The sequence below is a fragment of the Ciceribacter lividus genome (genome assembly GCF_003337715.1).
GTDB classification, from domain to species: domain Bacteria; phylum Pseudomonadota; class Alphaproteobacteria; order Rhizobiales; family Rhizobiaceae; genus Allorhizobium; species Allorhizobium lividum.
In genome coordinates, this window is sequence record NZ_QPIX01000002.1 from 178,765 (window position 1) to 196,001 (window position 17,237).

The window sequence follows — 17,237 nt, forward strand, 5'->3', positions numbered from 1 at the left end:
CGGGCATGAACTTAGCGAGCCCCATCCGAACCCGTTCCGTCGGTCATACGGCCTGTCCGCACGACTGTCCATCCACCTGCGCGCTCGACGTCGATATCGACGAAAACGGCCGCATCGGACGCGTCCGCGGGGCCGCCGACAACGATTACACCGCCGGCGTCATCTGCGCCAAGGTCGCCCGCTACGCCGAGCGGCTCTACCATCCGGAACGGCTGCTGACGCCGAAGCGGCGCAAGGGCGGCAAGGGCGAGGGCGCCTGGCAGGAGGTTTCCTGGGACGAGGCGCTCGACGAGATCGCCGACGCCTTCGTCAAGGCCGAGCAGGCGTACGGCAGCGAGGCGGTCTGGCCCTATTTCTACGCCGGCACGATGGGGCAGGTGCAGCGCGACTCGATCGAGCGCCTGCGCCATGCCAAGCGCTATTCCGGCTTCATGGGCACGATCTGCACCAACATAGCGTGGACCGGCTATGTGATGGGCACCGGGGCGCTGCGCGGCGTCGATCCGCGCGAGATGGCGAAGGCCGATTGCGTCGTCATATGGGGCACCAATGCGGTCGCCACCCAGGTCAACGTGATGACGCACGCGACCCGCGCCCGCAAGGAGCGCGGCGCCAAGATCGTCGTCGTCGACGTCTACGACAATCCGACGATGAAGCAGGCGGATCTCGGCCTCGTTCTTCGGTCCGGAACCGATGCGGCGCTTGCCTGCGCGGTCATGCACATCGCCTTCCGCGACGGTCATGCCGATCGCGCTTACATGGATAAGTTCACCGACGATCCGGCGGGGCTGGAGGCGCATCTCGAAACCCGCACGCCTGAATGGGCGGCAGCGATCACGGGACTGTCGGTCGAGGAGATCGAGGCCTTCGCGCGGCTCGTCGGCACGACGAAGAAGACCTTCTTCCGGCTGGGCTACGGCTTTGCCCGCAGCCGCAACGGTGTTGCCTCCATGCACGCGGCGCTCAGCGTTCCGACGGTGCTCGGCAGCTGGCAGTACGAGGGCGGCGGCGCCTTCCACAACAACGGCGACATCTTCCGTCTGAACAAGGCGGAACTGACGGGCGCCTCCTATCTCGATCCCGATGTCCGCGTCCTCGACCAGTCGCAGATCGGCCGGGTGCTGACCGGCGACGCGGAGGCGCTGCGCCACCGCGGACCGGTGACGGCGCTCCTGATCCAGAACACCAATCCGGCCAATGTCGCGCCGGAACAGCGCCTCGTGAAGCGCGGCTTCCTGCGCGATGACCTGTTCGTTGCAGTCCACGAGCAGTTCATGACCGAGACGGCCGAGCTTGCCGACATCGTGCTGCCGGCCACCATGTTCGTCGAGCACGACGACATCTACCGTGCCGGCGGGCAGAGCCATATCCTGCTCGGGCCGAAGCTCGTCGAGCCGCCGGCGACGGTGCGCACCAATCTCTTCGTGATCGAGGAACTCGCCAAACGTCTCGGCGTCGCCGACCGTCCGGGCTTCGGCCTGACGGAGCGCGAGCATATCGACCACATACTGGAGGCGAGTGGCAAGCCGGGCCTCGATGTGCTGGTCGAAGAGAAGTGGCTGGACTGCCAACCCTCCTTCGAGGACGCGCATTTCCTGAACGGCTTCGGCTATCCCGACGGCAAGTTCCGCTTCCGCCCCGACTGGGCAGGGGCTCCGGCACCGAACCGGCCGCCGGCTTCCGTCGGCATTCTCGGGCCGGTCGAGCGGCTGCCGGCCTTTCCGGACCAGGTGGACCTCATCGAGGTGGCGGATGCCGGGCATCCCTTCCGCCTTGCCACCTCGCCGGCGCGCAATTTCCTGAATTCGAGCTTCTCCGAGACCCGCACCTCGATCGAGAAGGAGGGCAGGCCGGAGGTGATGATCAATCCGTCCGACGCCGCCCGGCTCGGCATAGCGGCCGGCGATCTTGTCCGCATCGGCAACGGGCGTGGCGAGGTGCGTATCCACGCCCGTGTGACGGAGGCCGTGAAGCCGGGCGTGCTGGTGGCCGAGGGGCTCTGGCCGAACAAGGCGCATGTCGACGGCGAGGGCATCAACGTCTTGACGGGCGCCGACGTGGTCGCCCCCCATGGTGGCGCGGCCTTCCACGACAACAAGGTATGGCTCACAAAGGACGCCGCATGAGCAAGTTCGACCGCACCGGGATCACCATCCGCAAGGATGAGACGCTCTGGAAGGGCTGGAGCCATCTGCGGCGCGTCACCTTCGACTATCGCCGTGACGATGGCCGTGAGACCGAACTCGTCTGGGAGGTCTTCGACCGCGGCCGCGCCGTGGCGATTTTGCTGTTCGATCCGACGCGCGAGACGGTCGTGCTCGTGCGGCAGTTCCGCATTCCCGTCCACCTGATGGGTGATCCGGCCTTCCTGCTGGAGGTTCCGGCCGGCGCCGTCGACGACGAGGAGCCTGAAGCGGCCGTCTGCCGCGAAGTGCTCGAGGAAACCGGTTACCGGATCGACAGGCCACGCTTTCTGTTCACCGCGTACAGCTCGCCCGGATCGCTGACGGAAAAGATCTATTTCTATGCCGCAATGGTCACCGCGGCCGACAAGGTTGCGACAGGTGGCGGCGTCGACCACGAGCACGAGGATCTGGAACTCTCGGAGGTTGCGCTTGACGAGGCGCTCGAAATGATCGGGACGGGCGCGATCTGCGACGCCAAGACGATCATGCTGCTGCAATGGGCGGCGCTGAACCGGGAAAGTCTGGTCGGGGCAGCGGCGTTGCAGGCTCAGGAGGGCTAGCAGAAAGAACAGGGGCGGAGCCTTTCGCACCGCCCCCGAGACCCGTCAGAACGTGCCCTTGAGGCCGAAGGAAATCGACATCGACTGGAAGGTTGCGCCGGCGGCGTCCTTTTCCGAACCCACGAGGGTGTCCGTCGTCGTGTCGTAGTACTTCATGTCGCCATAGGCGTGGAATACCTGCTGGTAGGCGCCGGAGACGTAGAGAGAGGCGCTCTCGGTCAGCGCGTAGTCGACGGAGACCTTGGCGCCGAGCATCGGGGCCACCTTCATGCTGTCATAGAAGCGCAGGTCACGCTGCCAGTGATCGTCGATGTCCTCGATGCCGAAGCTCAGGCCGCCTTCCAGGCCGCCGCTGATCGTGAACTTGCCGACCTTGTGCTCGCCGTTGACGCTGAGGAAGCCGACCGGGATCTGCTGCTGGTAGCTGATGCCCTTTTCACCGGGCGTGAAGGTGCCGGTCAGGTCGCGGAAGAGCGGGTCGCCGCTCGAATAGATGTAGGAGCCGCCGTATGCGGTCCACTTGACGTCCGTGTAACGGAAACCGAGACCGACGGCGAGATTGGTGCTGTCGTCGCCGTAGACGGCGCGGTCGACTTCCAGCGAGCCGCTGAAGTAATGGTCGAGCCGCGTATCGGGGTGGATGGAGCGGTCGCTCCAGTCACTGTGGGTCGCGCTCATCCAGTCGTAGTCGACCATATGGCCGTCGCCGCCGGTGCCGACGTTGAAATCGCCGCGGATGCTCCAGTTCTTGTCGAGCTGGGCGTCGGCTCCGAGGGTGAAGAGCGTGATGCCCTTGCTTTCCCAGTTGAGCTCGCTGAGCTTCTTGCCGTTGTTGTAGACGAATTCGTCGGCCTTGACGTTGGCGAGCCCGACGCCGCCGAAGATCACGAAGCTGCCGTCGGATGAGGAGAACAACGTGTCCTCTGCGAGCGCCGCAGTCGGTGCGGTGAGCAGGAGGCAGCAGGCCGCTGCCGATTTGAAGTTCCGGTAATGCATTGAAAGACCCCCACGGCTGAACATTTCGTGCATTCTTAATACGAGAGGAAGGCCTTTATCATCAACGGCTTGCAGGGGCCATATCTGGGTTTGTTGCCGTCCAAAACTGGACCTAAACCTACTTTTCGGTGGCAGACGGGACGCAACGGCCCGCTGTGGTGTGTCGTGACAGTTGCTGTTGACGCTCCCGCCGTGGCCGCTATCTTGCGGCATCTCCCTCGATCGGAAGGAAACGGTTATGGCGGACGGCGCGCCGAAATGGGCTCTTGTGACGGGAGCGACGGGCGGGCTCGGCCGCGCCTTCTGCGAGGCGCTCGCCCGGCGCGGCTATAATCTCGTGGTGTCGGCAAGGCATGCGGCCCACCTCGAGGAACTCGCCGAAGCGCTTCGTTCCGGTCACGGCGTCGAGATTGCGGTCGAGCCGGCCGATCTCACTGCCATCGGTGCAGTGCAGGCTCTCAAGCGCGCCGTCGACGCGCGCGGCATCGTGATCGAGACACTGATCAACAATGCCGGCTTCGGGCTCCACGGACGCTTCCACGCCCAGCCGGCCGAGGCAGTCGGCGGCATGGTGGCGGTCAACGTCGGCGCACTCACCGAACTCACCCACGCCTTTGCCGCAGACATGGCCGAGCGTGGCGGCGGCCATGTTCTGCTGGTCGCAAGCACCGCCGCCTTCCAGCCGATTCCCGGTTATGCGGTCTATGCCGCCAGTAAGGCCTATGTGCTCTCGTTTGCGCATGCGCTGCACGAGGAACTGCGCCGGCGCAAGGTCGTCGTCACCGTGCTTTGTCCGGGACCGACGGAAACGGACTTCTGGGCGCGCGCTGGCCATATTCTGAAATGGGGCGCCCGTGCCGACCTCATGCAGCCGGAACCCGTGGTGGACGAGGGGCTTCGGGCGCTCTATGCCGGCAGGCCGGCGGTCGTCACTGGCCTTGCCAACCGCATCATGGCGTTTTCGACGCGACTTGCCCCGCGCAGCCTGCAGGCGAAGGCGGCGGAGGTCTTCATGGGATCACGCAAGAAGAAGGGGTAGCGCTTCGGCGTGCCTTGGCGTCAGGCGGAAACGAGCGTCGCGGACGGATCGCCGAAGAAGCCGGCCCGTTCGACCGTGCCGTCGGTGCGCATGTGCACCTTGCCCTCGGCGACGAGTTTCAGCGCAAGAGGATAGGTCCGGTGCTCGACGGTGAGCACGCGCGCCGCCAGGCTGTCCTCCGTATCGTCGGGAAGGATCGGCACGACGGACTGGGCGATCACCGGCCCTTCGTCCATGCCCGCGGTGACGTAGTGCACGGTGCAGCCGCTGACGCGCATACCGGCGTCGATCGCCCGCTGATGGGTGTGCAGCCCCGGAAAAAGCGGCAGCAGGGAAGGGTGAATGTTGAGGATGCGCCCGGTGAGGCGTCGCAAAACCGTCTAGAAGGTTCCCTTGACGCCGGCCGAGATGGTGATCGACTGGAAGTCGGCCGCCGCACCGTCCTCGAAGCTGCCGCTGGCACCCGTGACGGTGTTGCGGACATGCGTATCGCCGCGCGTCTTGAAGATTTTCTGGAAGTCGCCGCCGAGATAGACGGAAGCCGATTGCAGGATCTGGTAATCGGCGGTCACCGTCGCTCCGACCATCGGCGCGGGGTCCAGCGAGTCGGTGAAGCGCAGATTTCTCAGCCAGTGGTCGTCGATGCCCTTGTAGCTGATCGCCGCACCGCCGCGCAAAACGCCGGACAAGGTCAATGCGCCGATCCGCTGTTCGGCATTAGCGCTGAGGAAGACCGTTGGAATGCGCTGCTCGTAGCTGATACCTTTCACGCCGTCGGCAAAATTACCCACCGTGTCGTGCAGCGTGACGTCCGTGTAGATGTAGCTGCCGCCGCGCGCCGTCCATTTGACGTCGGTATAGCCGATGCCGCCGCCGACCCCGAGACGCGTCGCTCCGGTATCGACCAGCGTCTTCTCGGCTTCGAGCAAGACATTCACATAGCGATCGAGTTCGGTGTCCGGATGCAGCGACTGGTGCGTCCAGCCGGAGTAGGAGGCATCGAGCCAATCGCGGTCTTCCATGAAGCCGTCGCCGCCGAGACCGACATCGAGCCTGCCCTTCAGCTTCCAGGCATAGCCGATATCGACCTCGCCGCCGATCGTGCCGGTGATGACGCCCTTGCTCTCCCAGTCGAGCTGGCTGAGTTTGCGATCGCCATCATAGACATATTCGCCGGCCTTGAGGTTCGCCATCCCGATGCCGGCATAGTAGCGGACGGAACCCGCGGTGGCGTCCTGGGCCAGGGCAGTTGGTGCCGAAAGGCTTGTGCTGGCGAGGAGCAATGCCGACAGAAATGAAGACTTGGACATAACCGAACCGTATCAATTGCAATAATCGCAACGGTTGCACGGCTATGGTTAAGAGATCGCTATTGAAGCTGATCTACGGCGGCGGGATGCTGGCTCAGGCGCTGATCAAGCGGCCTGCCGGATCGGTCTCGGAAGAGAGCCGCTCGACGCTGCCGTCGCCGCGCATCGAAACCTTTCCAGAGGCAACGAGCTTGAGGGCCGCGGCGTAGGTCTGGTGCTCGACGGTGAGCACCCGTGCAGCCAGTGTCTCCGGCGTGTCGTCGATCAGGACCGGCACGACCGACTGGGCAATGACCGGGCCTTCGTCCATGCCTTCGGTGACGAAATGCACCGTGCACCCCGCGACCTTCATGCCGGCATCAATTGCCCGCTGATGGGTGTGCAGCCCCGGAAAGAGCGGCAGCAGGGAAGGGTGGATGTTGAGGATGCGCCCCTCGTAGGATCGGATGAAATCGGCCGACAGAAGGCGCATGTATCCGGCGAGGCAGATCAGGTCCGGCGCGATCTCGCCGAGCTTCGCGAGGACCGCCGCCTCGTGTTCCGCCTTCCCGGCATAGAACTTGCGTTCGAAAACGAAGGTCGGAATGCCCTTCGCTTCCGCCTTGGCGAGGCCGCCGGCGGAGGCCTTGTCGGAGATCACGCCGACGATTTCGGCGGGAAAGTCGGCGGCTTCCGTTGCCGCCAACAGCGCCATCATGTTGGAGCCGCCGCCGGAGATGAAGACGACGACGCGTTTGCGCGGGGCGGTCATAAGGCGAGCGTGCCCTTGTAGACGGTGCCGGGAGCGCCGTCGGCACGGGCGACCATGCGGCCGAGGGTGACGACCGTCTCGCCTTCGCCGGCGAGGACTTCGGCAACGCGGGCGGCGTCCGTCTCGGCGACGACCACGATCATACCGATGCCGCAGTTGAAGGTTCGCAGCATCTCGTTCTGGGCGACGCCGCCGGCCTTCGAAAGCCACGAGAAGACGGAGGGCACGCGGAAGGCGCCGAGGTCGATTTCCGCGGCAAGGTGCTTCGGCAGCACGCGCGGAATATTTTCCGGGAAGCCGCCGCCGGTGATGTGGGCGAGCGCCTTGAGTGCGCCCGTTTCGCGGATCGCCTTCAGGAGCGGCTTCACGTAGATGCGGGTCGGCGCAAGCAGCGCCCGGCCGAGGCTTACGCCTTCGGTAAACGGTGCCGGTGCGTCCCAGGAGAGGCCGGAAAGTTCGACGATCTTGCGCACCAGCGAGAAGCCGTTGGAATGGACGCCGGAGGAGGAGAGGCCGAGGATCACGTCGCCTTCGGCGATGTCGCCGGCAGGCAGGAGCTGGCCGCGTTCGGCCGCACCGACCGCGAAGCCCGCGAGGTCGTAGTCGCCGCCGGCATACATGCCGGGCATTTCGGCGGTTTCGCCGCCGATCAGCGCGCAGCCGGCTTCCCGGCAGCCGTCGGCAATGCCGCCGACGATCGCCGCACCCTGGTCGGGATCGAGCTTGCCGGTCGCGAAATAGTCGAGGAAGAACAGCGGCTCGGCGCCTTGTACGACGAGGTCGTTGACGCACATCGCGACGAGGTCGATGCCGACGGTGTCGTGGATGCCGGCGTCGATGGCGATCTTGAGCTTGGTGCCGACGCCGTCATTGGCGGCGACGAGGACCGGGTCCTTGAAGCCTGCGGCTTTCAGATCGAAGAGGCCGCCGAAGCCCCCGATCTCGCCGTCTGCGCCGGGGCGGCGGGTGGACCGGACGGCGGGCTTGATCTTCTCGACCAGCAGGTTGCCGGCATCGATGTCCACACCGGCGTCGCTATAGGTCAGGCCGTTCTTGCCGTTCTCGGACATGGGGCTCTCCAATCGGGTGTCGTCGTTCTCCCGCGCAATGGCATGACCGGGCCGGGGATTCAAGGGAAATACCGGCAAATCCCGGTGAAAAAGCAGGTATGCCGGCGTCTGCGCGGCGGCGGGGGAAGATTTTCGTTCACAAACTGCCGGCCATGAGGTAAGGAGCGCGCCGTAACGCATACCGGTCGCAGCCTACCCGGTCAAAACAAGGACGAACATAATGAAAACCATCGTGGTCTGCTCCGGCGGACTGGACTCCGTTTCGCTCGCCCACAGGATCGCGGCGGAACACGAACTTCTGGCCCTCATCTCCTTCGACTATGGACAGCGTCACCGGAAGGAGCTCGACCATGCGGCCGAATGCGCCGCCGGGCTCGGCGTGCCGCACGAGATCATCGACATTTCCGCCGTCGGCCGGCATCTGAGCGGCTCGGCGCTGACTGACTCCATCGACGTGCCGGACGGCCACTATGCCGAGGACACGATGAAGGTGACCGTCGTGCCGAACCGCAACGCCATCATGCTGGCGATCGCCTTCGGCGTCGCTGCGGCTCGCAACGCGGATGCGGTCGCCGTGGCGGTGCACGGCGGCGACCACTTCATCTACCCCGATTGTCGTCCGGGCTTCATCGACGCCTTCCAGGTGATGCAGGACGCGGCCCTCGACGGCTATGCCGCGGTGCGGCTCTACGCGCCTTACGTCAACGCCTCGAAGGCGGACATCGTCGCCGACGGTGCACGCCACGGCACGCCCTTCGAGCGGACCTGGTCCTGCTACAAGGGCGGCGAGCGCCATTGCGGCCGCTGCGGCACCTGCGTCGAGCGGCGCGAGGCCTTCCATCTCGCCGGCGTCAGCGATCCGACCGACTACGAGGACCCTGATTTCTGGGTGGCGGCGACCGGCACCTTCAGGGCGGAAGAGGTCCGCTGATGTACCGCATCACCAAGGAGTTCCATTTCTCCGCCTCGCACCAGCTGAAGGGCCTGCCGGCGGATCATCAATGCGCGCGTCTGCATGGCCACAACTATGTCGTCGAGGTGGAGCTTTCGGCCGCCGAACTCGACGAACACGGCTTCGTGCGCGACTATCACGAGCTGGCGCCGCTGAAGCGCTACATTGACGAGGTCTTCGACCACCGCCACCTGAACGACGTGCTCGGCCACGACAAGGTGACGGCCGAGTGCCTCGCCCGGCATTTCTACGACTGGTGCAAGGTGCGGCTGCCGGAAACCTCGGCGGTCAGGGTAAGCGAGACGCCGAAGACCTGGGCGGAATACCGGCCATGACGGAGGCATCTTCCTCGACCGTGCTGGTGAGCGAGATCTTCGGGCCGACGATCCAGGGTGAGGGGGTGTTGATCGGCCTGCCGACCGTCTTCGTTCGTACCGGCGGCTGCGACTACCGTTGCAGCTGGTGCGACAGCCTGCACGCAGTCGAGAGCCGGTTTCGGCACGACTGGAAGCCGATGTCGACGGAGGAAATCTGGAGCGATGTCACGCGGCTCTCCGGCGGCAAGCCGCTCACGGTCTCGCTGTCGGGCGGCAATCCGGCGATCCAGCCGCTCGGTGACCTGATTGACCTTGGCCACGGCGAGGGCTATCGCTTCGCGCTCGAAACGCAAGGGTCGCTTGCAAGGCCGTGGTTCTCGCAGCTCGACACGCTGGTGCTCAGCCCCAAGCCGCCGTCGAGCGGCATGGTGTGCGATCTGACTGCTCTCGCCGATTGCGTGGGAGCGGCGGGAGAGGGGCCACAGACCGTCCTGAAATTCGTCGTCTTCGACGCGGAAGACTTCGCCTTTGCACGCAATGTCGCGGCACGATTTCCGGCGCTCCCGGTCTATCTGCAGCCGGGCAATCACACGCCGCCGCCGGCAGACGGCGAAGGGAACGTCGATATCGACGGGCTGACGGAGCGGATGCGCTGGCTGGTCGACGCGGTTGCAGGCGAGCGCTGGTTTTCCGCCCATGTGCTGCCGCAACTCCACGTCATGCTCTGGGGCAACCGGCGGGGCGTCTGAACACCTCCTCGTCGGCGCGGATGGGACGGCCGCACTGCGGCGGCGGAAGTGACCAAGGATGGCTTCAGGCGGCCCTTGACCCTTGAGCCCCAGCCATTCTACTTCCTATCCCGACGATCGCAGCGGAGCTTCGAGCATGACCCAGCACATTTCCGGCGTTACCCTGAAGCGGCAGGCATTCTTCGGGCTCGCGACGCTTGCCGGTTTCATCCTGTTCCTGTTCCTGTTCCGCACCATTCTCCTGCCGTTCATTGTGGGCATGGCGCTCGCCTATTTCCTCGACCCCGTCGCTGACCGGCTGGAGCGGCTCGGCCTCAACCGGTTCATGGCGACGACGCTCATTCTGGTCACCTTCATCTTCGTCTTCGTGCTGGCGCTGATGATCATCATTCCGGTGCTCGCCACCCAGCTCAATGATTTCATCCAGCACGTTCCAGGCTATGTCAGCGAGTTGCAGAACTTCATCGCGACCTCCAACGCCCGCTGGCTGCCGGGATGGCTCGACGGCCAGATGGTGACGATCAAGGAGAATTTCTCCAAGCTGCTGACCGAGGGCGCCGGCTTCGTCGCCACGCTGGTGGCGCAGATCTGGAATTCCGGCAAGGCGCTCGTCGACATTGCCGCACTCCTGGTCGTGACCCCTGTCGTCGCCTTCTATCTCCTGCTCGACTGGGACCGGATGGTGGCGAAGGTAGACAGCTGGGTGCCACGCAACCAGGTCGGTGCGGTCCGCGAGATCGCCACCGAAATGGACAAGACGATCGCCGGCTTCGTGCGCGGGCAGGGATCGCTCTGCCTCATCCTCGGTATCTATTATGCCGTCGGCCTTTCGCTGATCGGCCTCAATTTCGGGCTGCTGATCGGCTTCTTCACCGGCATGATCAGCTTCATTCCCTATGTCGGCTCGACCGTCGGCCTGGTGCTCGCCGCCGGCGTCGCGCTCGTGCAGTTCTGGCCCGATTACGTCCACGTCGTCATCGTGGTGATCTTCTTCTTCTCCGGCCAGTTCCTAGAAGGCAACATCCTGCAGCCGAAACTCGTCGGCCAGAGCGTCGGGCTGCATCCGGTGTGGCTGATGTTCGCCCTCTTCGCCTTCGGCGCGCTCTTTGGTTTCGTCGGCGTGCTCGTCGCCGTGCCTGCGGCGGCGGCGATCGGCGTCCTTGTCCGCTTTGCCCTGGGGCGGTATCTTGAGAGCGATCTGTATTATGGACAGGCGCCCGGCCGCGGTGGCGAGCAGGAGCCCGGTGCTTCAGAGAAGTAAATGAGTGAAAACAAGAAGTTTGAGGCGAAGCTGAAAGTGGCGGAGCAGCTTCCGCTGGTGTTCGGCCATGCCGCTGCGACCGGCCGCGACGACCTGCTGGTCTCAGGCCGTCTGGAAGCGGCCGTCGCCATCATCGATTCCTGGCCGCACTGGCCGTCGCCGGTGGTGATCCTCGCAGGCCCTGCCGGCTCGGGGAAGTCGCATCTCGCCGAGATCTGGCGCGAGCAGAGCGGCGCTGTCGATATCCATCCGGTCGCCGGCGCGGAGGCTGCCCTTGCCGCCGCCGCGGGTCCGGTCCTCTTCGAGGATGCCGAGCGGCGAGGCTTCGACGAGGTCGAGCTTTTCCACGTGATCAACAGCGTGCGCGAGAACGGCACCAGCCTGCTGATGACGTCCCGCACGTGGCCTCTGTCCTGGGCCGTCGCGCTGCCCGACCTGCGCTCGCGGCTGAAGGCCGCCACCATGGTCGAGATCGGCGAGCCGGAGGAGGAGCTCCTTGCGCAGCTCATCGTCAAGCTCTTCGCCGACCGGCAGCTCGTGATCGATGACCGCATCGTCGGCTACATCGTGCAACGGATGGAGCGTTCCTTCGCCGCCGCCCAGGACGTCGTCGACCGCATCGACCGGCTGGCTCTGGCGCGTCGGGCGAAGATTTCGCGGGCGCTGGTCGCGGAGGTCCTCGACGAACTCCACGGCGACGACCATCACGATTGAATTGTCACAGTGACGTCTTGAAGCTGTTATAGTGGGCGCCAGAGCGCGAACATCAAGGACGGAATCATGGATCACGTTGCAACCGGGATGGAAACGGTCGGGGCCAATGCGGGCGCCGAAACGGAAGATCTGATGACCAGTCCTTCGCGTTTCATAAACCGCGAATTCTCCTGGCTGCAATTCAATCGCCGCGTCCTCGAAGAGACGCTGAACACGGCCCATCCGCTGCTCGAGCGGGTCCGCTTCCTGTCGATCTCCGCGACCAATCTCGACGAGTTCTTCATGGTGCGCGTCGCCGGCCTCGAAGGGCAGGTGCGCCAGGGCATCACCATCAGGAGCCCCGACGGCAAGACGCCGCTCGAACAGCTCGAGGAGATCCTGAAGGAGATCGACAATCTGCAGATGGAGCAGCAGGCCTCGCTCGCCGTCCTGCAGCAGTATCTCGCGAAGGAGGACATCCTCATCGTCCGTCCGGCCGCACTCTCCGACGAGGATCGCCTCTGGCTGGAGACGGAATTCGAAGAATCGATCTTTCCGGTGCTGACGCCGCTTTCGATCGACCCGGCGCACCCGTTCCCCTTCATCCCGAACCTCGGCTTCTCGATGGGGCTGCAGCTCGAACGCAAGCAGGGCCGCGAGCCGATGACGGCGCTCCTGCGCCTGCCGACCACGCTCGACCGCTTCATTCGGCTGCCGGACGACAGCAACACGCTCCGTTACATCACGCTGGAAGATGTCGTCGGCATGTTCATCGACCGGCTCTATCCCGGCTACGAGGTCATGGGCTTCGGCACGTTCAGGATTATCCGCGACAGCGATATCGAAGTCGAGGAAGAAGCCGAAGATCTCGTGCGCTACTTCGAGACCGCGCTGAAGCGCCGCCGCCGCGGTTCGGTGATCCGCATCGAGACGGATTCGGAAATGCCCGCGGCGCTCCGCCAGTTCGTCGTCCACGAACTCGGCGTGCCGGAGAACCGGGTGGCGATCCTGCCCGGCCTGCTGGCGCTCAACACGCTTTCCGAGATCGCCAAGGCGCCGCGCGACGACCTGCGCTTCGAACCCTACAATGCCCGTTTCCCCGAGCGGGTCCGTGAACATGCCGGCGATTGCCTTGCGGCGATCCGCGAGAAGGACATGGTGGTCCATCATCCTTACGAGTCCTTCGATGTCGTCGTGCAGTTCCTGCTGCAGGCGGCGCGCGATCCGGACGTGCTGGCGATCAAGCAGACGCTCTATCGGACCTCAAACGACAGTCCGATCGTCCGCGCCCTCATCGATGCGGCCGATGCCGGCAAGTCGGTGACGGCACTGGTCGAGCTCAAGGCGCGCTTCGACGAAGAGGCGAACATCCGCTGGGCGCGCGACCTCGAACGCGCCGGCGTGCAGGTGGTCTTCGGCTTCATCGAACTGAAGACGCACGCCAAGATGTCGATGGTCGTTCGTCGCGAGGAGGGCAAGCTCAGGACCTACTGCCACCTCGGCACCGGCAACTACCATCCGGTCACGGCGAAGATCTATACGGATCTCTCCTTCTTTACCTGCAATCCGAAGATCGCCCACGACATGGCGAACGTCTTCAACTTCATCACCGGCTATGGCGAGCCGGAGGAAAGCATGAAGCTGGCGGTATCGCCCTATACGCTTCGTCCGCGTATCCTCAAGCATATCGCCGAAGAGATCGAACACGCCCGGGCCGGCCGTCCGGCGGCGATCTGGATGAAGATGAACTCGCTCGTCGATCCGGAGATCATCGACGCGCTTTACCGCGCAAGCCAGGCGGGCGTGGATGTCGACCTCGTGGTGCGCGGCATCTGCTGCCTGCGTCCGCAGGTGCCGGGGCTTTCCGACAATATCCGGGTGAAGTCTATCGTCAGCCGCTTCCTGGAGCACAGCCGCATCTTCTGCTTCGGCAACGGCTACGGTCTGCCGTCGGAAAAGGCGCTCGTCTACATAGGGTCCGCGGACATGATGCCGCGCAACCTCGACCGGCGCGTCGAAACGCTGGTTCCCCTGATAAATCCGACGGTTCACGAGCAGGTTCTTTCACAGATTATGCTGGGCAATCTGATTGACAACCAGCAGAGCTACGAGATACTGCCCGACGGTACCTCCCGCCGCATGGAAGTGCGCCCGGGAGAAGAACCGTTCAATGCGCAACAGTATTTCATGACCAATCCCAGCCTCTCCGGCCGGGGCGAAGCGTTGAAATCGAGCGCGCCGAAGCTGATCGCCGGCCTGATATCCGGCCGAAAGAAATAACTGGTACTTCATGACACGATCAGAAGCGCAGGGACGTTTACCCGGTATCGCCCCTGTCTCCGTCATCGACATCGGTTCGAACTCGATCCGCCTCGTCGTCTATGAAGGTCTTTCCAGGTCGCCTGCCATCCTGTTCAATGAAAAGGTTCTCTGCGGCCTCGGCAAGGGGCTCGCCTCGACGGGGCGCATGGACGAGGAGGGCGTGCGCCGTGCGCTCGCGGCACTGCGGCGTTTCCGTGCGCTCTCCGAGCAGGCGCAGGCAACCTCCATCTACGTACTGGCGACCGCGGCCGCGCGGGAGGCTGCCAACGGCCCGGATTTCATCCGCGAGGCCGAAGCGATCCTCGGGCACGGCATCGAGGTTCTGAGCGGCGAGCAGGAGGCGCTCTATTCGGCGCTCGGCGTCGTCAGTGGCTTCCACGATCCGGACGGCATCGCCGGTGACCTCGGCGGCGGATCGCTCGAGCTCATCGACATTCGAGGCCGCGATCTCGGCAAGGGTATCACGCTGCCGCTCGGCGGCCTTCGCTTGTCGGAGACGGCCGAGGGCTCGATCGTCAAGGCCCGCACCATCGCCCGGCGGCTGATCCGGGAAACCACCATGCTGGAGAAGGGCGAGGGGCGCACTTTCTACGCTGTCGGCGGGACCTGGCGAAACGTCGCCAAGCTTCACATGGAGAAGCGCAACTATCCGCTCCACATGATGCAGGGCTACGAACTGCCCTGTGACGAGATCGTCCGTTTCCTCGACGAGATCATCGCCAGCGGCGACAACCGCGATCCGGCCTGGCAGGCGATTTCCAAGAGCCGCCGCGCCCTTCTGCCCTACGGCGCGATCGCCATGCGCGAGGTACTCGACGCGATGAAGCCGGCGAAGGTCTCCTTCTCGGCGCAAGGGGTGCGCGAAGGCTATCTCTATGCGCTGCTTTCGGAGGAGGACCGCGCCGCCGATCCGCTGCTCGCCGCCGCCGACGAACTGGCGATCCTGAGAGCCCGTTCGCCGGAACACGCGCGTGAGCTCGCCGACTGGACCGGTCGCATGATGCCCTTCTTCGACATCGACGAGACGGTGGAGGAAGGCCGCTACCGGCAGGCCGCCTGCCTGCTCGCCGACATCAGCTGGCGTGCGCATCCGGATTACCGCGGGCTTCAGGCGCTGAACATCATCGCCCATTCGTCCTTCATCGGGATCACCCATCCGGGACGCGCCTTCATCGCGCTCACCAATTACTACCGCTTCGAAGGGCTCAACGACGACGGTCAGACCGGCCCGCTCGCGGCGATTGCGACCGAACGGTTGCTGCAGCGGGCAAAGCTCGTCGGCGGTCTGCTGCGGGTCGTCTATCTCTTCTCCGCCTCAATGCCGGGCGTGGTCGACAATCTCACCTTCGCGCGGTCGTCGAAGCCGGACCTCGACCTCGAATTCGTCGTGCCGCCGCAGTATCGCGGCTTTGCCGGCGAACGGCTCGAAGGACGCCTGCAGCAACTCGCCCGGCTGACCGGCAAGCGGCTCGCCTTCCGTTTCGAGTAACAGGGCGAGACATTTTCGGCCCGTAGCCGAAGGTTAAGGGTTGCTGGGCTTCTAGACGGTCCGTTATCCTTGCCGCAACCCTGTCTCTTTCCTCGAAAGTGCGCCCATTTTCGGTCGTTGTGTCTCGCGTCTTGCGGCGTAGTCTGCCGTCATCGAACACAGAGAGGTAGTTATCGTGTCGACCTACAGCATCAATTTCAACAATAACGCCGGCTCGTCCGGCATCACGATCTATCAGAGAACTCCGAAGACGGGCGATCAGTCCAGCGTCGCCTGGCAGACAATGTCGCCGACCGAAAGCTCGAAAACCCAGGTGGACTGGACTGTGGAGTACACGACGAGCGGTCCGTCGGCGGCGCCGGGCGCATCGGGTGCCGCTCTCTACGATCCGAACGGCGCGCTCAAGTCGCTGGAGAGCGGATCGACCTTCGTCCTGAAACTCTGAACCGGGCGGATCGTCAGCATTCGCAGGAGCCGGTGCAGGTCAAGCGCCGGCTCTTTTGATTCCGGCGGTGGCTTTCATGCATCGGTTCACGCGCCGTCGTGGCCGTCGTCTTCCACACTGTCCTCGTCTTGCGGGAGATGGAAGCCGTCGCCCCAGTCGGCCCGCCGCGCCTCGCGGAAGAGGTCGCCGTCGCGCCGGCTGACGACGAGTTCCCCGATGCCGCCGTCCGAACGGCAGAGCTTCAGACGCACGAGGCCGCTTGCGACGCGCGGCGGCGCGAGGATCCGCGCCGGGGGCGACTCGGCCGGCGTCCGCGAGGCGGCAATGAAGATGTACTTCTCGTCTTCCCAGGGCACGTCCGCCTGCTTGGCCAGCCGGTGAAGGCGGGAGCGCGCCACACGCCGCGAAAAGTGGCACCAGTCGGTGCCGGCGATCGCACAAGGGGCGGCGTGCGGGCAGGGTGCAACCAGATGAGCACCGGCCTTGATCAGCGTGTCGCGGACGATCTGGATACGGCGCCAGCCGGCGGGCGTGCCGGGCTCGACGATGACGAGCGTCTGGCCGGTGAGCGCCCAGAGCTTGCCCGTGACGTCCGCAATGGCGCCTTCGGCGATCTCGTCGAGCACATAGGCAAGCGTCACGAGGTCCGCCGGAGCCGTGACGGGAAGCGCGCCCGTGACATCGCCGGCAAGCCATGTCGAGGCGACGGTCGAGGATCTTGCGAGCGCCTCGCCGACAGTGCGGATCGCTGCACTCGCCTCGACGATCGTCGCCTGACGGAGCTCCGGCCAGCAGTCGGCGGCGGCCCAAAGCGCGGTGCCGGGGCCGGCACCGACATCGAGCAGCGTTTGCGGTGCGAAGGTGGGCGAGGCCTCGGCCACCATGTCGAGCGCGGCGCGGACGGCGGCAAACGTCGCCGGCAGCCGCGTGGCGAGATAGGCCTTGGCCGCGAGCGTCCCGTCGATATGGAAACGCCCGTCGCGGACTTCGCGGCGATAGCGGTCGGAAAGGGTCTGGCTGGCGCGGGTCAGGCGGTCGAGCGGTTCGCCTTGGAGGGCGTCGTCGACGGCGCGGCGCAGGGCGGCGGGCAGTTCCAT

Annotated in this window: 16 protein-coding genes and 1 pseudogene; 11 read left to right on the forward strand and 6 right to left on the reverse strand. The window is 65.0% G+C overall.

The genetic code is table 11. From position 1 onward, the window contains the following. Positions 1 to 5 precede the first annotated feature (5 nt). Together DFR48_RS04785 and DFR48_RS04790 are read left to right on the forward strand one after the other, a co-directional pair. Entirely contained in the window at positions 6 to 2,126 is a 2,121-nt protein-coding gene (locus tag DFR48_RS04785; protein WP_114362014.1) for a molybdopterin-containing oxidoreductase family protein, read from the forward strand. Further along, positions 2,123 to 2,746 carry an NUDIX domain-containing protein gene (locus DFR48_RS04790; RefSeq protein ID WP_114362015.1) on the forward strand — a complete coding sequence of 208 codons (624 nt, stop codon included), beginning with the start codon at positions 2,123 to 2,125 and terminating at the stop codon, positions 2,744 to 2,746. The genes DFR48_RS04785 and DFR48_RS04790 overlap by 4 nt, the downstream gene beginning before the upstream one ends. Before the next feature lie 45 nt (positions 2,747 to 2,791). Here DFR48_RS04790 and DFR48_RS04795 read toward each other — a convergent pair whose 3' ends face one another. Further along, a complete protein-coding gene (locus DFR48_RS04795; RefSeq protein ID WP_114362016.1) occupies positions 2,792 to 3,742 on the reverse strand; it encodes an omptin family outer membrane protease in 951 nt (316 codons plus the stop codon). Between the two features lie 238 nt (positions 3,743 to 3,980). Between DFR48_RS04795 and DFR48_RS04800 the strand changes: the two genes are divergently transcribed. Further along, a complete protein-coding gene (locus tag DFR48_RS04800) occupies positions 3,981 to 4,781 on the forward strand; it encodes an SDR family NAD(P)-dependent oxidoreductase (protein WP_114362017.1) in 801 nt (266 codons plus the stop codon). Between the two features lie 20 nt (positions 4,782 to 4,801). On the opposite strand, the pseudogene purN (DFR48_RS04805) reads toward DFR48_RS04800, so the two are convergent. The 4 genes and pseudogenes from purN (DFR48_RS04805) to purM form a co-directional block, all read right to left on the reverse strand. After that, positions 4,802 to 5,155: pseudogene (gene purN, locus DFR48_RS04805) on the reverse strand (phosphoribosylglycinamide formyltransferase); the annotation flags it as partial. Positions 5,156 to 5,161: 6 nt separating this feature from the next. Next, on the reverse strand, positions 5,162 to 6,091 hold the full coding sequence (locus DFR48_RS04810) for an omptin family outer membrane protease (RefSeq protein WP_114362019.1): 930 nt from the start codon (positions 6,089 to 6,091) through the stop codon (positions 5,162 to 5,164). Positions 6,092 to 6,185: 94 nt separating this feature from the next. After that, positions 6,186 to 6,842 (reverse strand): phosphoribosylglycinamide formyltransferase, encoded by a 657-nt coding sequence (purN, locus tag DFR48_RS04815; RefSeq protein ID WP_114362020.1) that lies wholly within the window; start codon positions 6,840 to 6,842, stop codon positions 6,186 to 6,188. Next, complete coding sequence (purM, locus tag DFR48_RS04820) at positions 6,839 to 7,912, reverse strand: phosphoribosylformylglycinamidine cyclo-ligase (RefSeq protein ID WP_114362022.1); 1,074 nt, start codon at positions 7,910 to 7,912, stop codon at positions 6,839 to 6,841. The genes purN (DFR48_RS04815) and purM overlap by 4 nt, the downstream gene beginning before the upstream one ends. 220 nt (positions 7,913 to 8,132) lie before the next feature. Here purM and queC point away from each other — a divergent pair, with 220 nt between their 5' ends. The 8 genes from queC (at position 8,133) to DFR48_RS04860 (ending at position 16,140) form a co-directional block, all read left to right on the forward strand. Beyond that, positions 8,133 to 8,843 carry a 7-cyano-7-deazaguanine synthase QueC gene (gene queC / locus DFR48_RS04825; protein ID WP_114362023.1) on the forward strand — a complete coding sequence of 237 codons (711 nt, stop codon included), beginning with the start codon at positions 8,133 to 8,135 and terminating at the stop codon, positions 8,841 to 8,843. Further along, positions 8,843 to 9,199, forward strand: coding sequence for a 6-carboxytetrahydropterin synthase QueD (gene queD / locus DFR48_RS04830; protein WP_114362025.1), 357 nt, complete (start codon positions 8,843 to 8,845; stop codon positions 9,197 to 9,199). Before queC ends, queD begins: the two co-directional genes overlap by 1 nt. Continuing rightward, a complete protein-coding gene (gene queE / locus DFR48_RS04835; RefSeq protein WP_114362027.1) occupies positions 9,196 to 9,930 on the forward strand; it encodes a 7-carboxy-7-deazaguanine synthase QueE in 735 nt (244 codons plus the stop codon). Before queD ends, queE begins: the two co-directional genes overlap by 4 nt. 136 nt (positions 9,931 to 10,066) lie before the next feature. Further along, on the forward strand, positions 10,067 to 11,191 hold the full coding sequence (locus tag DFR48_RS04840) for an AI-2E family transporter (RefSeq protein ID WP_114362028.1): 1,125 nt from the start codon (positions 10,067 to 10,069) through the stop codon (positions 11,189 to 11,191). After that, positions 11,192 to 11,905, forward strand: coding sequence for a DnaA regulatory inactivator HdaA (hdaA, locus tag DFR48_RS04845; protein WP_114362030.1), 714 nt, complete (start codon positions 11,192 to 11,194; stop codon positions 11,903 to 11,905). It begins immediately after the preceding gene. Positions 11,906 to 11,992: 87 nt separating this feature from the next. Next, the gene (locus DFR48_RS04850) at positions 11,993 to 14,164 is read left to right on the forward strand and encodes an RNA degradosome polyphosphate kinase (RefSeq protein ID WP_114362311.1); all 2,172 of its coding nucleotides are present in this window, start codon (positions 11,993 to 11,995) and stop codon (positions 14,162 to 14,164) included. A gap of 10 nt (positions 14,165 to 14,174) precedes the next feature. Next, positions 14,175 to 15,695, forward strand: coding sequence for an exopolyphosphatase (gene ppx, locus DFR48_RS04855; protein ID WP_114362031.1), 1,521 nt, complete (start codon positions 14,175 to 14,177; stop codon positions 15,693 to 15,695). 175 nt (positions 15,696 to 15,870) lie between these two features. After that, a complete protein-coding gene (locus DFR48_RS04860; RefSeq protein WP_114362033.1) occupies positions 15,871 to 16,140 on the forward strand; it encodes a hypothetical protein in 270 nt (89 codons plus the stop codon). A gap of 86 nt (positions 16,141 to 16,226) precedes the next feature. Here DFR48_RS04860 and DFR48_RS04865 read toward each other — a convergent pair whose 3' ends face one another. After that, the gene (locus DFR48_RS04865; RefSeq protein WP_114362035.1) at positions 16,227 to 17,237 is read right to left on the reverse strand and encodes a small ribosomal subunit Rsm22 family protein; all 1,011 of its coding nucleotides are present in this window, start codon (positions 17,235 to 17,237) and stop codon (positions 16,227 to 16,229) included.